The organism is Mycolicibacterium iranicum, assembly GCF_002101705.1.
In the GTDB taxonomy this organism is placed as follows: Bacteria; Actinomycetota; Actinomycetes; order Mycobacteriales; family Mycobacteriaceae; genus Mycobacterium; species Mycobacterium iranicum.
In genome coordinates this window covers 1-18,989 of the sequence record NZ_LQPC01000054.1, presented here as the reverse complement: position 1 = coordinate 18,989, position 18,989 = coordinate 1, and the positions used below count along the sequence as shown (strand labels likewise).

At 65.6% G+C, this 18,989-nt stretch carries 13 protein-coding genes and 2 pseudogenes; 8 read left to right on the top strand and 7 right to left on the bottom strand.

Annotation, left to right across the window (positions count from 1 at the left end; genetic code table 11):
- The first annotated feature begins 14 nt into the window (after positions 1-14).
- From AWC12_RS26120 to AWC12_RS26105, 4 genes and pseudogenes are all read left to right on the top strand, one after another.
- The gene (locus AWC12_RS26120) at positions 15-1,802 is read left to right on the top strand and encodes a thiamine pyrophosphate-requiring protein (RefSeq protein WP_085177954.1); all 1,788 of its coding nucleotides are present in this window, start codon (positions 15-17) and stop codon (positions 1,800-1,802) included.
- Positions 1,803-1,878: 76 nt separating this feature from the next.
- Positions 1,879-4,026 carry a catalase gene (locus AWC12_RS26115; RefSeq protein ID WP_085178046.1) on the top strand — a complete coding sequence of 716 codons (2,148 nt, stop codon included), beginning with the start codon at positions 1,879-1,881 and terminating at the stop codon, positions 4,024-4,026.
- Positions 4,027-4,300: 274 nt separating this feature from the next.
- Complete coding sequence (locus tag AWC12_RS26110; RefSeq protein WP_085177953.1) at positions 4,301-5,248, top strand: helix-turn-helix transcriptional regulator; 948 nt, start codon at positions 4,301-4,303, stop codon at positions 5,246-5,248.
- A 44-nt stretch (positions 5,249-5,292) separates the two neighbouring features.
- Positions 5,293-5,394 (top strand): annotated as a pseudogene (locus AWC12_RS26105) (sulfate transporter); the annotation flags it as partial.
- A gap of 10 nt (positions 5,395-5,404) precedes the next feature.
- Here AWC12_RS26105 and katG read toward each other — a convergent pair.
- From katG to AWC12_RS26080, 5 genes are all read right to left on the bottom strand, one after another.
- Positions 5,405-7,657: a catalase/peroxidase HPI gene (gene katG, locus AWC12_RS26100; protein WP_085177952.1), complete on the bottom strand. Its 2,253-nt coding sequence runs from the start codon at positions 7,655-7,657 to the stop codon at positions 5,405-5,407.
- Between the two features lie 12 nt (positions 7,658-7,669).
- On the bottom strand, positions 7,670-8,119 hold the full coding sequence (locus AWC12_RS26095; protein WP_024447817.1) for a Fur family transcriptional regulator: 450 nt from the start codon (positions 8,117-8,119) through the stop codon (positions 7,670-7,672).
- Positions 8,120-8,311: 192 nt separating this feature from the next.
- Complete coding sequence (locus tag AWC12_RS26090) at positions 8,312-9,610, bottom strand: acyltransferase family protein (protein ID WP_024447818.1); 1,299 nt, start codon at positions 9,608-9,610, stop codon at positions 8,312-8,314.
- A 52-nt stretch (positions 9,611-9,662) separates the two neighbouring features.
- Positions 9,663-10,814 carry a DUF7159 family protein gene (locus AWC12_RS26085; RefSeq protein ID WP_085177951.1) on the bottom strand — a complete coding sequence of 384 codons (1,152 nt, stop codon included), beginning with the start codon at positions 10,812-10,814 and terminating at the stop codon, positions 9,663-9,665.
- 158 nt (positions 10,815-10,972) lie between these two features.
- Entirely contained in the window at positions 10,973-13,210 is a 2,238-nt protein-coding gene (locus AWC12_RS26080) for an NADP-dependent isocitrate dehydrogenase (RefSeq protein WP_024447820.1), read from the bottom strand.
- A gap of 238 nt (positions 13,211-13,448) precedes the next feature.
- Between AWC12_RS26080 and AWC12_RS26075 the strand changes: the two genes are divergently transcribed.
- On the top strand, positions 13,449-14,294 hold the full coding sequence (locus tag AWC12_RS26075; RefSeq protein WP_085177950.1) for a hypothetical protein: 846 nt from the start codon (positions 13,449-13,451) through the stop codon (positions 14,292-14,294).
- A gap of 52 nt (positions 14,295-14,346) precedes the next feature.
- Entirely contained in the window at positions 14,347-14,676 is a 330-nt protein-coding gene (locus tag AWC12_RS26070; protein WP_085178045.1) for a cupin domain-containing protein, read from the top strand.
- Positions 14,677-14,679: 3 nt separating this feature from the next.
- On the opposite strand, the gene AWC12_RS26065 is transcribed toward AWC12_RS26070, so the two are convergent.
- Positions 14,680-16,077 (bottom strand): amino acid permease, encoded by a 1,398-nt coding sequence (locus tag AWC12_RS26065; protein WP_085178044.1) that lies wholly within the window; start codon positions 16,075-16,077, stop codon positions 14,680-14,682.
- A gap of 127 nt (positions 16,078-16,204) precedes the next feature.
- Between AWC12_RS26065 and AWC12_RS26060 the strand changes: the two genes are divergently transcribed.
- Together AWC12_RS26060 and AWC12_RS26055 are read left to right on the top strand one after the other, a co-directional pair.
- On the top strand, positions 16,205-17,728 hold the full coding sequence (locus tag AWC12_RS26060; RefSeq protein ID WP_085177949.1) for a protein kinase family protein: 1,524 nt from the start codon (positions 16,205-16,207) through the stop codon (positions 17,726-17,728).
- 72 nt (positions 17,729-17,800) lie between these two features.
- Positions 17,801-18,457, top strand: coding sequence for a VldE C-terminal domain-containing protein (locus tag AWC12_RS26055; protein ID WP_024447826.1), 657 nt, complete (start codon positions 17,801-17,803; stop codon positions 18,455-18,457).
- Here AWC12_RS26055 and AWC12_RS26050 read toward each other — a convergent pair.
- Positions 18,444-18,896: pseudogene (locus AWC12_RS26050) on the bottom strand (zinc-binding dehydrogenase); the annotation flags it as partial. The gene AWC12_RS26055 and the pseudogene AWC12_RS26050 sit on opposite strands and share 14 nt — an antisense overlap.
- Positions 18,897-18,989: the final 93 nt, after the last annotated feature.

Below are 18,989 nucleotides of genomic sequence, written 5' to 3'. Positions count from 1 at the left end.
TAGCCGCCACGTGCATGAGCACCGATGTCGGCGATTTCATCCTCGATCGCCTCCGCCAATGGAACGTGACCCACATCTTCGGCTACCCCGGCGACGGAATCAACGGGCTGATCTCGGCCCTGGGACGCGCCGACGACGACCCCAAATTCGTCCAGACCAGGCACGAGGAGATGGCCGCCTTCGCCGCGGTGGGCTACGCGAAGTTCTCCGGGGAGGTCGGTGTTTGCATGGCCACCTCGGGGCCCGGGGCCATTCATCTGCTCAACGGTCTCTACGACGCCAAGCTCGACCACGTTCCCGTGGTGGCCATCATCGGCCAGACTGCGCGCACCGCCATGGGCGGTAGCTATCAGCAGGAAGTCGACCTGCAGGCGTTGTTCGCCGACGTCGCCAGCGACTATGTCGTCGAGGTCAACGCTTCCGCGCAACTGCCTGCCGTCCTGGACCGTGCGATCCGCACCGCCAGAACTCGCCGCGCCCCGACCGTGGTCATCGTGCCGTCGGATCTGCAGGAGGAGACCTACGAGCCGCCCGAGCACCAGTTCAAGCATGTTCCGTCGAGCGATCCCGGCGATGTCGTCGGCATCATCACACCGTCGGATGCCCAGGTACGACGCGCCGCGGAGATCCTCAACGACGGTGAACGGGTTGCCATCCTGATCGGTCAGGGTGCCAGGGGTGCCCGGGACGAGGTTGTCGAGGTGGCCCGCCTGACTGGCGCCGGAATCGCAAAAGCGTTGTTGGGCAAGGACGTCCTGTCCGACGATCTTCCATTCGTCACCGGCGCGATCGGGCTCCTCGGCACGCGGCCGAGCTACGACCTGATGCGCGACTGCGACACGCTGCTGATCGTGGGCTCGAATTTTCCCTACACGCAGTTTCTTCCTGAGTTCGGTCAGGCCCGCGCTGTGCAGATCGACAGCGACGGAACCTCGATCGGGATGCGCTATCCCACCGAACTCAACATCGTCGCCGACGCCCGGGCGACTCTGGCTGCGCTGCAGCCACATCTGCGGCCCAAAGCCGACAGCGCGTGGCGCGACACTGTCGAGAAGAACGTGCAGCGGTGGTGGTCGGTGATCGAGGAGCAGAGCACCACCTCCGCGCAGCCGGTGAATCCGATGAGGGTGGCGTGGGAACTGTCGAAGAGGTTGCCTGCCAATGCGATCGTGACCGCCGACTCGGGGTCGTCGACCACGTGGTACGCCCGCTGCGTGAGGTTCACCGACGGTGTGCGCGGCTCGGTGTCCGGCACACTCGCGACGATGGGGTGTGCGGTCCCCTACGCCCTTGGTGCAAAGTTCGCCCATCCCGACCGGCCCGTCATCGCCTTCGTCGGCGACGGGGCCATGCAGATGAACGGTCTCGCCGAATTGCTCACCATCAACCGCTACCGCCGGGAATGGGATGAACTTCCCTTCATCATCTGCGTCTTCGGAAACGGCGATCTCAACCAGGTCACCTGGGAGCTGCGCGCCATGGGCGGGGCGCCGAAATTCGCGGATTCACAAAGCCTTCCCGCGGTCAGCTATGCAGAGGTGGCCCGCGCGATGGGCATCGATGCGATGACCATCGAGTGCGAAGCCGATCTGGGCGATGCGTGGGACTGGGCCCTGAGCGTCCCGGGTCCCACGTTGCTCGACGTACGCTGCGATCCGGCAGTTCCTCCGATCCCGCCGCACGTCACAGTCGACCAGATGCTCAACATGACGCAGGCCGTCGGCAAGGGCGATCCCAACGCCCGCCATCTCGTCTACCAGACGATCAAAACCAAGGCCGCTGAACTCTTCACCCGAAACTAGGTGAGTTTGGCCGCAACATCGGCGGGTATTGCGCCGAGGGCCGGAACACCCAGTCCAACCATTTGTGGAGGTACAGATGCCTGCTTCGCGTAAGCGTGATCAAGCCGCCCCTGCCGCCGTCAGCCCGACCGGCGCCTCGAAAGGCACTGCAGAACAGGATGATCCGCGGGCCCAATCCGGCCGCTATCTGACGACCGCGCAAGGGGTGCGGTTGCCCGACACCGATCACTCTCTCAAGGCAGGCTCGCGCGGTCCCACGCTGATGGAAGACTTCCATCTACGGGAGAAGATCACTCACTTCGATCACGAACGCATTCCCGAGCGCGTGGTGCACGCCAGAGGCGCTGCGGCGCATGGCTTCTTCGAGGCTTACGGCAACACGGCGTCGGTTACCAGGGCAGCGTTCCTGGGCAAAAAGGGTACAAAGACCGACGTCTTCTGCCGATTCTCGACAGTGCTGGGCTCGCGCGGCTCGGCCGACACTGTTCGCGACACTCGTGGCTTCGCGGTCAAGTTCTACACCGAGGAGGGCGTCTTCGACCTGGTGGGCAATAACATCCCGGTGTTCTTCATCCAGGACGGCATCAAGTTCCCCGACATCATCCACGCGGGAAAGCCGCATCCGGACCGCGAGATCCCGCAGGCGCAGTCCGCGCACGACACCTTCTGGGATTTCGTGTCGCTCCACACCGAAGCGACTCACCATGTGTTCTGGAACATGAGCGACCGAGGCATTCCACGGTCCTACCGCACCATGGAGGGCTTCGGGGTTCACACGTTCCGCCTCGTGAATGCCAAGGGTGACACGAGTCTCGTCAAATTCCACTGGAAACCTGTTGCCGGCGTTCATTCTCTGGTGTGGGAAGAGGCTCAATTGGCGGCCGGTTTCGATCCGGATTATCACCGGCGCGACATGGCCGACGGCATCGAGGCGGGCGCACCGCTGGAATACGAACTGGGCATTCAGGTGATGCCCGATGACGGCACCGAAACCTACGAGGGCATCGATTTGCTCGACCCGACGAAGATCGTCCCCGAGGAACTCGTGCCTGTTCAGTTGATCGGCAAGCTCACGTTGGACCGCAACCCCACCAACTACTTCGCCGAGACCGAGCAGGTTGCCTTCCATACCGGCAACCTCGTCCCCGGTATCGAGGTCACGAACGATCCACTGATGCAGGCGCGGCTGTTCTCCTACCTCGACACACAATTGACACGCCTGGGCGGGCCGAACTTCACGCAGCTGCCGATCAACCGTCCCCGTTGCCCGGTCAATGACATGCTGCGCGACGGCATGCATCAAACCGCCATTCACACAGGACAGGCGCCCTACCGCCCGAACAGCATCGACGGTGGGGAGCCGTTGGTGGCCGACACGGACGAGGGCGGATACGTTCAGACGCCTCGACCGGTCGAGGGCCGGGTGGGTCGCGTCGCACCGGCGTCGTTCGACGACCACTTCACCCAAGCGGCGATGTTCTACCGCTCGCTGACCAAGATCGAGCAGGACCACATCGCGGAGGCGTTCACGTTCGAATTGGGCAAGTGCTACGAACAGGCGATCAAGGAACGTCAGCTCGAGGTGCTGGCCAATGTGGATGCCGACCTGTGCGCCCAGGTGGCCTCGGGTCTGGGACTCCCTGCGCCGCAGGGACAACCGCCTGCCGAGGTCACGCTCTCGCCGTCGCTGTCGCAGGTGGTGACGACTCCGGGGCCCGTCGCGGGCCGCAAAGTCGCGATCATCGCCGACGACGATTCCGACCTGGCCGGTGTGGCGAAACTCGCCAAGACGCTCGACAAAGCGGACGTCGTGCCCATGGTCGTGGCGCCGGCCGGCGGCCGTCTGAAGTCGGGTAGGCGCACGCTCGTCGTCGAGCGCACGTTCGACACGGCGCGCTCGATCGAGTTCGATGCGGTGGTCGTGGCTGGGGGCGCGCTGGCACGCGCTGACATCAAGGCCGTTGTCCTGCTTCACGAAATGCTGCGGCATTGCAAACCTTTGGCCGCCTGGGGTGACGGCCGCACGGCGCTTTCGAACATGGACATCAGCTTCGATGATCCGGGTGTCCTGGTGTCGGATGATGTTTCGTCGGCATTCGGCGAGGAACTGCTGGCTGCGCTCGGACTGCACCGGCTATGGGCGCGCGCCGAGTCCGTGATGTCGTCGACCGTGGCTCCGGTGCGCACCAAAGCCGCACCGGCTCGACGGTCGCGCAAGCGCTGACATCGCACGCAGCGAAGTGAATCGGCCTCCACCTGCATATTTCGTGATGGTCGCAAGCAGCAGATGTTCGCTTTGCGGACAGGTGTACCAGCAACTTTTCGTTTAACGGGCTGTGCGGCCGTGCGGGTGTGTGAAACCATCTGCCGGACACATTCGCGTCGTTTGGACGAAAGGTGCTGGTGGACTTGACAATCCTGGCTTCCGGCAACGCCCTGGTCGCCGCTGTACCTGTGGCCGTCGGAGGCCGGGTGCATCGGTAAACACTCCGAAACCGTTGACGAATCCCAACAGGCCGCTTCCCCTCGCACGGTCCGAGTTCTCCGATGACGATCCCCGTCGCATTCGCGAGCAGCTGCAGGCTGTATATGGTCACGGCACGCACGTGGATTGCACCGGCGGGCAAAACCTCGGCCGGTACCGGCACGTCCGGCACTCGGCCACCGGCTTTGACGTCGACCAGACGGACCACTCCGGCGAGGCGACTCTGACCATCGCCGAGATCGGGTACGACACCCTGATCTGGGTTCACGCCGGCACCCTCGTGGTGCGGTTGCAGGATGAGGTGGGGGCCGCATCGCGCGGCGAGATGCGGCTTCTGCGAGCCGCATCGGGCCCGGTGTCGCTCCAGACGGTCGACTCTCGGCTGACGATCGTGCATCTTCGCAGCGCGCTGCCGCGGGGCTCGTCGTCGCCCGTCTTGCTTGGACCGCGGTCCCCGGACGCAGCCGCGCTGGTCGAACGCACCGTCACCTATGCCACCGAGCTGATGAACCACGGTGACACTGCTATGGCGGAAACGCTGTCGGACTCTCTGGCGCGACTACTTCGGGACGCGGTAGTCGCGGGCTTTGCGTGCGGCAGCGGGAACGACGCCGCCACGCCAGACAGCACCGATCCGCTGCCGGCGACGCTGCGCGCCGCCCTGACCTATATCGAGGCCGACATCTCGCGACGGATCTCGTTGGCCGATCTGGCGCGCGAGGCGTACGCGACTCCCCGCACGGTGCAGTACCTTTTTCGCCGTTACCTGGACACCACGCCGACGGCCTACGTACGAGAGCTCCGGTTGGCCGCTGCCCGCCAGGAACTGTTGATGGCAGATCGGTCTGAGACGACTGTGGGCGCCACCGCGTCGCGGTGGGGCTTCGGCCACACCGGCCGCTTTGCGGTGCTGTACCGCGAAACTTACGGTGAGAGCCCACACCAGACGCTGGCCCGGTGATCGCCACTCGGCAGGAGGATTCAGCGGCCGGTGCCCACACCGCCTCCAGCCTGGCCATGGTCTCGGCGTTGAGCCGATGCTGGGAAAGCCCCACGGCGGGCGGGAAGACGGTGTGGGCGGTGCTCGGACCCGAGAACCAGCTCTGACCCGTCGGTCTCAGCGCAGGTCGAACCGATCGTTGTTCATCACCTTCACCCACGCTGCGACGAAGTCCTCGACGAACCTGCCCTTGTTGTCTTCCTGCGCGTACACCTCGGCGAGGGCCCGCAACACCGAATTGGAGCCAAAGACAAGGTCGTTGGGCGTGGCAGTCCACTTCACCTCACCGCTCGCCCGGTCACGGCCTTCGTAGACGTTCTCCGCCGTTTCCGACGACTTCCACTGCGTCCCCATATCCAGCAGGTTGACGAAGAAGTCGTTCGTCAACGCGCCCGGCGTCTGGGTGAAGACACCGTGCTTGGTGCCGCCGTGGTTGGCGCCGATCACCCGCAGGCCCCCGATCAGAGCTGTCATCTCAGGCGCGGTGAGGTCGAGGAAGTACGCCTTGTCGACGAGCAACTTCTCGATCTGCCCCTTCTCACCGGGGCGCACGTAGTTGCGGAACCCGTCGGCCTGTGGCTCCAGCACCGCAAAGGAATCCACATCGGTGTCCTGCTGCGAGGCGTCGGTGCGCCCTGGTGCGAAGTGCACGTTGATCTCGTATCCGGCAGCCTTCGCGGCTTTTTCGATCGCCGCGGACCCGGCCAGCACGATCAGGTCAGCCAGTGAGACCTTTTTGCCGCCCGTCGCACTCCCGTTGAAATCCTGCTGGATCCTCTCCAGGACGGGCAGCACCTTGTCCAATTCGGAGGGTTCGTTGGCCTCCCAGTTACGTTGCGGCTCAAGGCGCAACCGCGCGCCGTTGGCGCCGCCGCGCTTGTCGGTGCCGCGGAAGCTCGATGCCGACGCCCAGGCCGTCTTGACCAGTTGCGGCACCGACAACTCCGACTGCAGGACCGTGGCCTTCAAGGCCGCGATGTCGGATTCGTCAATCAGGGTGTGGTCGACCGCCGGCACCGGATCCTGCCAGAGCTGGGGTTCTGGCACCCACGGTCCGAGGTAGCGGCTGACGGGTCCCATGTCGCGGTGCAGCAGCTTGTACCAGGCCCGCGCGAACGCATCGTTGAGCTCTTCGGGGTGGTCCAGCCAACGCCGGGTGATTTCGCCGTAGATCGGATCCACCCGCATCGACACGTCGGTGACGAGCATCGTCGGCTTGCGCTTCTTCGTCGCGTCGAACGGATCCGGGATGATCGCCTCGGCGTCCTTGGCCTCGAATTGCCAAGCGCCACCGGGGCTCTTGGTCAGCTCCCACTCGTACCCGTACAGGATCTCCAGATAACGGTTGCTCCACTTGGTGGGCTTATCGGTCCAGACCACCTCGAGACCGCTGGTGATCGCGTCGCCGGCCTTGCCGGAGGCGAAGGCGCACTTCCAGCCCAGGCCCTGCTGCTCGATCGGCGCGCCTTCCGGTTCGGGGCCGACGAGATCACCGTCACCGGCGCCGTGGGTTTTACCCAGCGTGTGGCCACCGACGATGAGCGCGGCGGTCTCCTCGTCGTTCATCGCCATCCGGCCGAACGTCTCCCGGATGTCGTGGGCGGCGGCAAGCGGATCCGGCTTCCCCTCCGGCCCTTCGGGATTGACATAGATCAAGCCCATCGTGGTGGCGCCGAACGGCTGCGCCAGCTCGCGGCTGTCGCTGTCCTTGGTGCCGCCGTACCGCTTGTCGGTGCCCAGCCAGGTGTCCTCCTGGCCGTAGAGGATCTCCTCGGGCTCCCAGATGTCCTCACGTCCGAAACCGAAGCCGAACGTTTCGAAGTCGGCCGACTCCAGCGCTACGTTTCCGGCGAACACGAGCAGATCCGCCCACGACAGCTTGTTGCCGTACTTCTGCTTGACCGGCCACAGCAGACGCCGCGCCTTGTCCAGGTTGGCATTGTCGGGCCAGCTGTTCAGCGGGGCGAACCGCTGCGCACCCTGGCCACCTCCGCCGCGGCCGTCGAAGATGCGGTAGGTACCAGCGGCGTGCCAGCTCATCCGGATGAACAGGCCCGCGTAGCTACCGTAGTCGGCCGGCCACCAGTCCTGCGACGTGGTGATCACCGAGAGCACATCGGCCTTGAGCGCGTCGACGTCGATCTTCGCGAACTCGGCCGCATAGTCGAAGTCGGCGCCGAGCGGGTTGGCCTTCTCCGACTGCTTGTGCAGCACTGACACGTCGACCTGCTCGGGCCACCAGTCCTGATTGGTCAGTGGCGCATGCGCTTTCGGCTTCGGTGAATCGATTGCCGGGTTCTCGGACTCGCTGTGGCTGTGCGTCTGGGAGTCGGAGTGGGGCGGGCGGGCATCAGAAGTATCGGACGACACGTGTTTTTCCCTTCATTCGTGCGCACTGCGGGTGGATGGTTGGGCTGTAGAGCAATTCGGACACAGGCCCCAGTAGATGACCTCTGCCTCGTCGACCTCGAAGCCGAGGTCGTCGGATGCCGTCAGGCAGGGCGCTTCGCCGACAGCGCAGTCGACATCGGCGATGACCCCGCAAGACCGGCACACGATGTGGTGATGGTTGTCTCCGACCCGCGTCTCGTACCGTGCCAGTGAGCCGGCGGGCTGGATGCGGCGCACCAAACCCGTTGCGGTGAGGGCATTCAGCGCGTCGTACACCGTCTGCCTGGAGATGTCGGGCAACTGTTCCCGGGCAGCGCCGATGATCACCTCGGTGTCTGCGTGGGGGTTTTGCCCGACGGCGTGCAGTACTGCGATCCGCGGTCGCGTCACCCGCAGTGCCGCCGAACGCAGCACGCCCGAGTAGTCGTCAACGTCGGCCATCGTTCCGATACTGGCCTGCAATCTGGACAGGATCAAGAAATCGGCGCAACCAATGCGTGAAACTGGCATTTCGTTCGCTATCGGGCTGTTGGTCCGAAAAGCGAAAGTCGCCTTTCGCCCATGTGCGAGGGGTGGCTCGGATTCGATCGTCTCCCCAAACCGCGTCCAGGTACAGCTGGTCCCGTTCCTCGCTCAGAGCCGGGGCGAACCGGCTTCTGTCCGCGCCGCCGGGACACTGATTCGCAACGGCGCCGCAGCACACAACCGAGCCGCCGCGGCCGCGATGAGAAAACCTCCCAGCGCCGCCCACCCCACCGTGTCGCCCAGTCCGAACTTGGCCATCACCACCAGAACGACTCCCGCCGCGCAGGTGAGAATGCCCGCGGCGTTCGCCCGCGCACCGGTGGCGGTGACCGCCGCGTCCCACCACGGCAGCGGACGCCGCTCCAGGACAGAGAGCAGCTTGAACAACACCAGCATGACGACTGCAAAGACGGGGGCGCGCAGCGCCAGCAGACCCCAGAAGCCCGGCGCCTCGACGTCGTAGGCGTCGAGGCCGACGGCGTGCAGGCTGAATGCGGCGATTGCGATGGCGACGATGTGCCAGAGGTAGAGCGTCATCGCCCCGGCGTTGCCCGCCGCCACCACCCGCCACACCCTCGGACGCTGAGCCCAGCGGCGGATCGCACCCGCTGACACCACGAACGCGCAGGACATCCAGACGCAGTGCATCGCCAGCAGCAACGTGGGCGGTGCGACATTCGAGACACGCTCGGCACCTGTCACCACCAGCGACACCTCGTAGGGCCCGAAGGTGACCAGCGCCAGTGCAGCACCGAACGCGACGACGCCCACGCCCGCCGCGACGCGCGTAGCGAGAAGACGACGTGCGTAGGCCGCCCCGATCGCAACCGGAATCAGCCACACGATCACGAAGTTCGCCACGGCGGACTCCGGAGCGCCGGTGGTGAAGCGCACGGCATCCATGGCCGCCGCTGCGGCGAGGAGTCCGGTCAGGACGAGCGCCACGTCGCGGCCGCTGCGCAGCCGCACCAGCGCCGGCACGAAGGCCAGCGTGACGACGTAGACCCCGAGGAACCACAGCAGTGCCACGCTCTCCCCGCCGAGACCGGCCGCGGAGTCGGGCCCGAGGATCAGCCGGGTGGCGAGCAAGCCCACCGACCACGCCGCCAGATACCAGAAGACCGGTCGGAACAGCCGCTGCGCTCTGCTGAACAACCATGTGCCCCAAGGTGTTCCGGGACGGTAGCTATAGGCGCCCGCCGCCCCGCCCGCTAAGAAGAACAGCGGCATCACCTGGACGATCCAGGTCAGGGGCGCGACGGAGGGGACCTCACCGATCAGGTTGGCGATCCGCAGACCACCGCCGTCGATGGTGGCGAGCAGCAGCGCGCAATGTCCGAACATCACCACGATCAACGCAGCGATACGGGCGACGTCGACGGCACGGTCTCGCGTTGGCTGGGTCATGTGCCAAGCATGCCGGGCCGTGGACGACCCGGCATGAGTAGAACTACCGCGCTTACGGGAGCGCGCTGAGGAAGGCGCCCAACGGACCGGCGGGCGGCGGCGGAGCGGGCGTCGAGGGCACGGTGGCGGGCGTCGCCTGGGCGATCGGAGCCGTCACTGCTTGAGCGGGCGGCCCGGCGAGCGGGCCGACACCGGTCAGGTGCGGTTCGCCGTTGGGAGCCGAGACCTGCCCGGGTGCAGTCGAACCGCCACCCGCAACGGCTGTGGTGACCGGAGCCTCCGCGGCCAGCGCCGCGGGCACCTCGGGCACCACGACTTCTGGAGCGGTCGCGAGCTGGGATTCGGCGACGGTTTCCAGGGTCTGGGGCACGGCGTTGGCGTATTCCGGCATCTGCTCCGCCTCAGGCAGCGCCTCAGGGGAGGTGAGCTCCTCGACGACTGCTTCCGGCGCGGGCACGGGTGCGGCGACGCCCTGCGGTGCCGGCGGCAAGGCGGGAAGCGCGGGCGCGGCAGGCGCGGGAACGACAACAGCGGCCGCGGCTGTGTCAGGTGTCTCGTGGGAGGGCGACGTGCCACCGAACAGCGCCCACCCAACGAGGCCGGACACCGCAGCCAGGAAGGTGATCCCTGCCGCCGCCGCGGGTACCGGTCGCGACAGCGTCGAACTGACGTGCCGGAAACGGTCGGAAAGTCGAAGCGCGGCCTCACTGCCGACCTCTCGGAGGCCGGCCATGCGGCCACCGCCGGTCGGCATACCGCCGCCTCGATCGCCGGGATGCACGCCGGGCACCCGCGCGACCAAGCGGCCGAGCACGCCCTTTTCGGCATCGGTGTCGAGGTCTGCCCGCGCTGCACCGTAGGCGAGCACCATGTGCGGCGCGATGTGGCGAGCGGTCCGGTTGCGTCCCTCTCGCGCGGCCTCCTCGGAGACCGTCTCGACGGTGTCGAAGCCGAACAGGCGCATCTTGGTCCTCAAGCGGATGCCGTGCGCACGCGCCTCGTCGTCCCAGACCAACCGAACACCGTCGATGTCGCGTTCGCTTTGCAGGGCGAAGGCCTGCACGCTGCGTGCCGCCGCCCTGGCTATCTCGTTGACCGACTCCAGCGGCACGACCTCGTCGGCAAGGATGCTGCCGTCATACGTATCGACAAGCACCCAGACGGCGCTGTTGGCGGTCAAGGACAAACCCAATACCACGCGCATAACTACCCCTAGACGAGTGCCGGTGTTGGCTTGTAATCGGCACGCCTGCGGCAGATGTTACGCGTGTGTCAGCTTTAAATTGTGGCTCTACGGCGAAAAGAGTATTTACCCAAGCGGCGAATACTGCGTGGTAGCTGGCTGATAGCCGGCGCCGGCACCTAGCCGGCGGCGGCCTGCAGCGCCTCGTTGAACGTCGTGCTGGGGCGCATCACCGCCGTCGTCTTCTCCGGGTCCGGGTAGTAGTAGCCGCCGATGTCCACGGGCTTACCCTGCACCGCGTTGAGCTCAGACAGGATGGTCGACTCGTTTTCCGCCAGCGTGTCGGCCAGCGGCGCGAAGTGTTCGGCCAGCTCCTTGTCCTCGGTTTGTTTCGCGAGTTCCTGAGCCCAGTAGAGCGCCAGGTAGAACTGGCTGCCGCGGTTGTCGAGTTCTCCGGCCTTGCGCGACGGGCTCTTGTTCTCGTCGAGCAGCGTGCCGATCGCAGAATCCAGTGTCTTGCCCAGCAGCGTGGCCTTCTCGTTGCCCGACTTGGCGCCCATGTCCTCGAACGACGCCCCGAGGGCGAGAAACTCACCGAGCGAATCCCAGCGCAGGTGGTTCTCTTCGAGAAGCTGGCTGACGTGCTTGGGTGCCGAACCGCCGGCGCCGGTCTCGTACATGCCACCGCCGGCCATGAGCGGGACGATCGACAACATCTTGGCGCTGGTGCCCAGTTCCAGGATCGGGAACAGGTCGGTGAGGTAGTCGCGCAGGATGTTGCCTGTGACGGCGATCGTGTCCTGGCCGCGGATGACACGTTCGAGCGTGTACCGCATCGCCCACACCTGCGGCAGGATCGTGATCTCGAGGCCCTCGGTGTCCTCCTCCTTGAGGTAGGCCTTCACCTTCTTGCGGAGTTCGTTCTCGTGCGGGCGCTCGTCGTCGAGCCAGAAGACCGTCGTCATGCCGGACTGCCGTGCGCGGTTGACGGCCAGCTTCACCCAGTCGCGGATCGCGGCGTCCTTGACGATCGGCATGCGCCAGATGTCTCCGGTCTCGACGTTCTGGCTCAGCAGCACCTCGCCGGTGTCGATGTCGACGATGTCGGCGACCCCGTCCTCCGGGATCTCGAAGGTCTTGTCGTGGGAGCCATACTCCTCGGCCTTCTGCGCCATCAGGCCGACGTTGGGGACGGTGCCCATCGTGGTGGGATCGAACTGGCCGTGGGTCTTACAGAAGTTGATGATCTCCTGGTAGATGCGGGAGAACGTCGACTCGGGGTTGACCGCCTTGGTGTCCTTGGTGCGGCCATCGGCGCCGTACATCTTGCCGCCGAGCCGGATCATCGCGGGCATCGACGCATCGACGATCACGTCGCTGGGCGAATGGAAGTTGGTGATGCCGCGCGCTGAATCCACCATCGCCAGTTCGGGGCGGTGTTCGTGGCAGGCGTGGATGTCGCGGATGATCTCCTCGCGCTGAGAGGCGGGCAGCGTCTCGATCTTGTCGTACAGATCGGACATGCCGTTGTTGACGTTGACGCCGAGCTCGTCGAAGAGCTTCTGGTGCTTGGCGAACGCGTCCTTGTAGAACACCTTGACCGCATGCCCGAACACGATGGGGTGCGAGACCTTCATCATCGTCGCCTTGACGTGCAGCGAGAACATCACGCCGGTCTTGTAGGCGTCCTCGATCTGCTCCTCGTAGAAGTCGCAGAGGGCCTTCTTGCTCATGAACATGCTGTCGATGACGTCGCCCGCGTCGAGCGCCACCTCTTTCTTGAGGACGACGGTCTCGCCGCTCTTGGTGGTGAGGACCATCTTGACCTTGCGATCGGAGTCGATGGTCATCGACTTCTCTCCGTGGTAGAAGTCACCGCTCTTCATCGTCGCGACGTGGGTGCGCGACGCCTGTGACCACTCCCCCATGCTGTGCGGGTGCTTGCGGGCGTACTCCTTGACGGCCTTGGGGGCGCGGCGATCGGAATTCCCCTGGCGCAGAACAGGGTTCACCGCGCTGCCGAGCACCTTCGCGTACTTTTCCTTGATGGCCTTTTCTTCGTCGCTCTTCGGGTCGCCCGGGTAGTCGGGCAGGTCGTAGCCCTTGGCTTTGAGTTCCTTGATGGCAGCGAGCAATTGGGGCACCGAGGCGCTGATGTTCGGCAGCTTGATGATGTTGGTCTCAGGCAGCTGCGTCAGTTCGCCGAGCTCGGACAGGTTGTCCGGCACCTTCTGCTCGTCGGTGAGCCGATCGCTGAACTCCGCCAGAATGCGCGCCGCGACCGAGATGTCGCTGGATTTCACGTCGATTCCGGCAGCGGAGGCGAACGTGCGCACGACGGGAAGGAAGGCATAAGTCGCAAGCAGCGGCGCCTCATCGGTCAGCGTGTAGATGATGGACGGCTGCTCGGCGCTCATGTGTGGTCTCCCGGCTCGTTTCGGTAGTACGGCGCTGTCGCTCTTGTGGAGCTACGCACCCTTCAGGCGCAGCGTACCGAAGTGCCCGGCTGCTGGGCTCGGCCAGTCAGCACGCTCCCCGGACACGCTGAGGTCACGGTTCCCACACTCCCCGGCGAGTCGGTGACGGCAACGAAAATTCGGCCGTTAGATTCCGCCGACGAGCAACGTTTGGCGTCTCCGCGGAAAGAGGAACGGCATGATTCACAGGACTCGGTCTGGTTGGTCAGGCCCGCTACGGTGCGGCGCAGCGGCCGCGTGGGTCGCTCTCGCCGTCGCGGGTTGCTCATCGGCTCCCGCTCACGACGGTTCGGCAAACGCAGACGCACCCTCCCCCTCGATCACCGGTTCACTCGGCGAGTGGCGGGCCGCCATCTGTCGCGACGACGTCGCAACGGCGTCCGGTACCCGCCACACCGTCGAGGGCAGCACGTGCGTGCCGCAGGACGGCGACGGCGTCGTCAACTTCGACCACTTCGAGTCCGAGCCGTCGATGAAGTCGGTGCTGTCGTGGCAGCCGTCCACGTACGTGGCGCAGGCCGTGGTCGAAGGGAAGCCGCTGGCCATCTGGACGCCGTCCGGGGAGGCCGAGGATCTTGAGCCGCTGAAGCAGTACGGCTTCACGTTGGCGTCCTACCAGTCGCCTCTTGAGGCGCTGCCCACCACCGCGTTGCCTGCTGCCTCCGAGACCGCCGACATCGCAGCGTTGCCACCCAACCAGTACGGCTACGTCGTCGTCCAGACCGCCGGGGGCGACACCCAGTGCATCGTCGACACGACGTATGTGGGCTGTCAGACCGACGGGATGAACTGGGCGCAGCACGTCGACGGCAGCGGGCCCTACCACGGGGTGAGGATCAACGCCGACGGCACGGGTTCCTGGGTGGATGGCAATCTCGGCGCTGCGGCACCTACGACGCTGGGAAGCAAGACCTACCGCGCGCTCGGCTGGACGATCGCGCCGACGCCGTCGGGGATGCGTTTCACCAATGACGCGACGGGTCACGGCGCGGTGGTGAGCATCCAGAAGGTCGAGACTTTCTGACGCCGATGCGCGGGGCTTGCGGTGCGGCGACATCAGGCATCCAATGGCAACCATGCAGAAGGTGTCGATCGAAGCGCTGGCTCGTCAGCAGTTGTCGCAAGCGGCCACGAACGGTCGCAACGCGGCCGACACCGTGGTGGGTGGCCACGAGAAGGTGTTGCGCCAGACAGTGATCGGAATGCTCTCGGGCTCCGAGATGGGCGAGCATGAAAATCCGGGCGAGGCCACGCTCTACGTGCTCAAGGGGTCGGTCCGGTTGATCGCAGGTAACCAGGAGTGGGATGCCCGCACCGGTGACCTGCTGCTGTTGCCAGACACCCGGCACTCACTGCTCGCGCTCGCCGACTCCGCGCTGTTGCTGACCGTCGCCAAGGTCCCCTGACAGTCAACCTCCGACTCGTGACGGCGACACGACGTCGTCGTCGCGTTTGGCGTGCCTTCGGTTCACCACGATCCCCGCGGTCACGATGAACACGGCGGACACCACCGAGAGTGCGATGGCCTGCTGCTGGTCGGGATCGAACGCCATCAGGACCAGCACCACGACGATCAGCGCGATCACGGCGACCGTGAGATAAGGGAACAGCCACATGCGCACCGCAGGCCTCTCCCCCGAGGACCGCATCGTCCGTCCGAGCACGAACTGGCTGGCCGCGATGACGAGGTAGACGAACAACGCGACCGCGCCGCTGGTCGCCAGCAGATAGCCGAAGATCTTCTCCGGCAACAGATAATTGCCGATCACCGCCAGGAAGCCGACGACCATCGACGCCAGCACCGCGACCCACGGCACTCCGTTGCCGGTGAGCTTTCTGACGGCCTGGGGTGCGTCGCGCCTCTCAGCCAGTGAGAACAGCATCCGCGACGCGGTATAGAGCGCCGAGTTCAGGCACGAGGCCACCGCGGTAAGGATGACCAGGTCCATGATCAGCTTCGAACCAGGGATGCCGATCGCCTCCAGGGTGGACTGGTAAGAGCCGTCGGCGAGCTGGTCGTAGGGCATTAGCGCGACGATCACGAAGATCGACCCGACGTAGAAGAGCGAGATCCGCCAGATCACCGAGTTCACCGCGCGGGAGATGCCCGACGCCGGATTGGGCGACTCGGCAGCGGCGATGGTGACGATCTCGGTGCCCATGAACGAGAACATTGTCAGGAGCATGGCGGCGATGACCGCCCCGAAACCGTTGGGCATGAAGCCGTCCGGCTGCCACAGGTTCTGAATGCCGCTCACCTCGGAGTCGGGAATCAGCCCGAAGATCGCCGCAACGCCGATGCCGATGAACGCGATGATGGCGACGACTTTGATGAGCGCGAACCAGAATTCGAACTCCCCGTAGTTGCCGACGCTGACCAGGTTGGTGATGGTCAGCAGAAGTGTGACCGCGAGCGCCCACACCCACTGCGCACCTCCGATGAGGTCGCTCAGGATCGCCGCGGCCGCGGTGGCCTCCACCGGGATGACGAGCACCCAGAACCACCAGTACAACCACCCGATGGAGAAGCCTGCCCACCCGCCGAGCGCGCGGTCGGCGTAGACGGAGAACGACCCGGTGTCCGGGTTGGCGACTGCCATCTCCCCCAGCATTCGCATCACCAGGACCACCAGGGTGCCGGCCATGAGATAGGCCAGAATCACTGCCGGCCCGGCCTCTTCGATGGCGTTGGCAGAGCCGACGAACAGTCCCGCCCCGATGATCCCGGCGATCGAGATCATCGTGATGTGCCTGGGCTTCAGGCTCGTGCCGAGACCCTGCGTACCGTTTGCGGCGTTGTTGTCCATGCCTGCACCCCCTCGAAACAGGCTGTGCGAATTCCCACGGCGCGACACGCCCAAACCGGGTTTGACCGGGCTGCCTCCGGGCAACCATTCGTTCGATTCCGGCGGCACGGCGAACTGAGGTCCGGCGATGACGAACACCGAGCCCCCCGGGGGCGACACCGCGGTTCTTGCCGCGCGCCTGGCGCCGAGATGGCGACTGGTGCGCAAAGAAGGCGCCGCTGGACCGTTGCAGTTCTGGCGCGGAGTCGACACCTCGACATCTCGTCCGGTGGCGCTAACCCTGCTCCTGCCGGGCGACGGCTTGGGACGGCACCAGGTCGACGAGATCCTCGAGCGCACCGCCCGGCTGGGCGCACTCCAAATGTCCGGGCTCGCAAGGATTGTCGACGGTTTCAAGATCGACGACATCGGCGTGGTGATCACGGAGTGGGTGCCCGGCGGGACACTGCGTGAGGTCAGCGACACGGAACCGACGGCAACCGCAACCGCAGCCGCCCTCAAATCACTGGTCGTCACCGCCGATGCGGCGCACCGGGCCGGCCTCGTCCTCGGCGTCGACCATCCAGACCGGGTCAGGATCAGTTCCGACGGTCGCGCTGTCCTCGCATTCCCCGCCCCGCTGCCGGGTGCGACGACCGCCGACGACCTCCGCGGCATCGGCGGTGTCTTCTATGCGCTGCTCGTCGACCGTTGGCCTCCCCAGCGCCACATGCCGGACGGATGGGTTCCTGCCGACCTCGAGGAAGCCGGCTGGCCACGCGAGCCCGCGGCCATCAAACCCGGCATCCCGTTCCTGATCTCGACTGCCGCAGCGGGTCTGCTGCGTCCCGATTCCGGGGTGGCCGACACGTCTGTCCTGTTGGCGTTGCTCAAACAGGTGGTGCCGAGCGGTCGGCCACACATTCGGCCCAACCCGCAGCCTGCCCGTCCCTCTGGTTCCTATGCGGTGTTCCACGCCCGCGACACCGCCGCACAGGCCAAGCAAGCGCGGCGGCACCTGACGTTCACGATGATCGCGGTCGCCGCCGCCGTCATCCTCGTGGCGGTCACCGGACTCGGCTCGACAGTCAACCAGGTGCTCGACGCCCACGACGATGTCGTCGCATTGGACGCGAACCAGTTGGGTCTGACACCGGGGCAGGACAAAGCCACCGGGCCCGCGAACCCCGCCAGTCCTCCGAAGGTTCTCAAGCAGGGAGCGGTCGACCCCGCCGTTACTCCGGTGCGCGCCACCGTGTTCTCCCCCGAGGGGCGGCCCGACAATCCGGAGAACGCGGGCAATGTCATCGACGGCGATATCGCGACGTCCTGGGCGACGGACCGCTACTACGACGCGAATCCGTTCCCGGTGTTCAAGCAGGGCCTTGGTCTGGTTCTCACACTTCCGGAGCCGTCCAGAGTCGGCACCGTGGCCATCGAGGCCAAGACTGCGGGCACGGTCGTGCAGATCCGCACCGCACCGAACGATGCTCCACGGGCGCTGTCGGAGACGACAGAATTGACTGCACCGACGCCGTTGCAGCCCGGCGCCAATCGCATCGCGCTGCGCGCCGCGGACAAGACCTCCACGGTGATTGTGTGGATCACCGCGCTGAGCGACCACCGGGCGGAAATCTCCGAGATCACGATCAACTCCCCCGCACTGACCTGATATCCGGCCACGGCGCGACGCGTTGGCGCCAATTGCCAACTGCGGCACCGCACGGCCGTTAAGGTGCTCTGCGTGGGCAGGAACCTGTTAGCCAACGGCAGAGGGCGGTGGATGGCGGTCGGCGCCTCCCTCGTCATCTCCGGTGCGATGGTCTACGCCCAACAGACTCAGCCTGTTGCCCCGCCTCAGCCCGCGTCACCCGTCGCGGAAATGCCCGCATTCAACGCAGACCCGCCTCCAACGCCCGTGCCGACCGAAGCGGAGCTGCTTGCAGCAACCGCGCCTGCCGTGGATGCCCGGGTGTTCGATTTCGCGCTGCCCAAGGGCATCACCCCGGAGGGCGGACTGCAGGTCCACACCATCTGGGTCGCGCGCGCGATCAGTGCGATGTTCCCGGAGATCAAGACGATCGGCGGCTACCGGCAAGATCCGTTGAAGTGGCATCCCAACGGGTTGGCCATCGACGTGATGATTCCCGATCACAACAGCGAGGAAGGCATTGCGCTCGGCAACCAGATCGCCGGGTATGCACTGGCCAACGCGGAACGAATGGGTGTCATCCACGTGATCTGGCGGCAGGGTTTTTATCCCGGCATCGGCGCACCCAGCTGGACCGCCGACTACGGTTCGGAAACCTTGAACCATTTCGACCATGTGCACATCGCGACCGACGGTGGGGGTTATCCGACAGGCGACGAGACGTACTACATCGCTTCTATGCAGAAGTAGCGGCGATGTCGAGGACGATCCGGAACCTCGCTTTGCCGGACATCATTCGTTCGTAGGCTTTCGGAGCCTCGACGAATGGCATGGTCTCGACCATCGGCGTGATGCCCGCCGCGAGACTGAAGTTGAGGTTGTCCTCGTTTTCGATCGGTGACCCCGTCAGGCTCCCCACGATGCTGCGGCCGCCGAAGATCAGATCCGAGGTACCCACCGCGATCGGATCGGGCGCGGCACCGACCACCACGAGCTTGCCGCGGGGCCGCAGTCCTGCCAGCAACGGAGTCATCGACGAGCCGCTGGCAGCGGTGGCGATGACAGCTGCCGCTCCACCGAGGGCGTTCAGCGCGGCCGCCGGGTCTTCGGCCGCACCGTCGATATAGTGGTCGGCCCCGAGAGTAGTTGCCAGAGAAGCCTTTTCGTTACCCCGCGCGATGACTGCGACGCGGTGGCCGAGCTTCTGTCAGCAGTCACGTAATTCCCCAGGTATGAGGGGTTGTCCGTCACGTAATTCCTCACCCGCCGTCACGTAATTCCC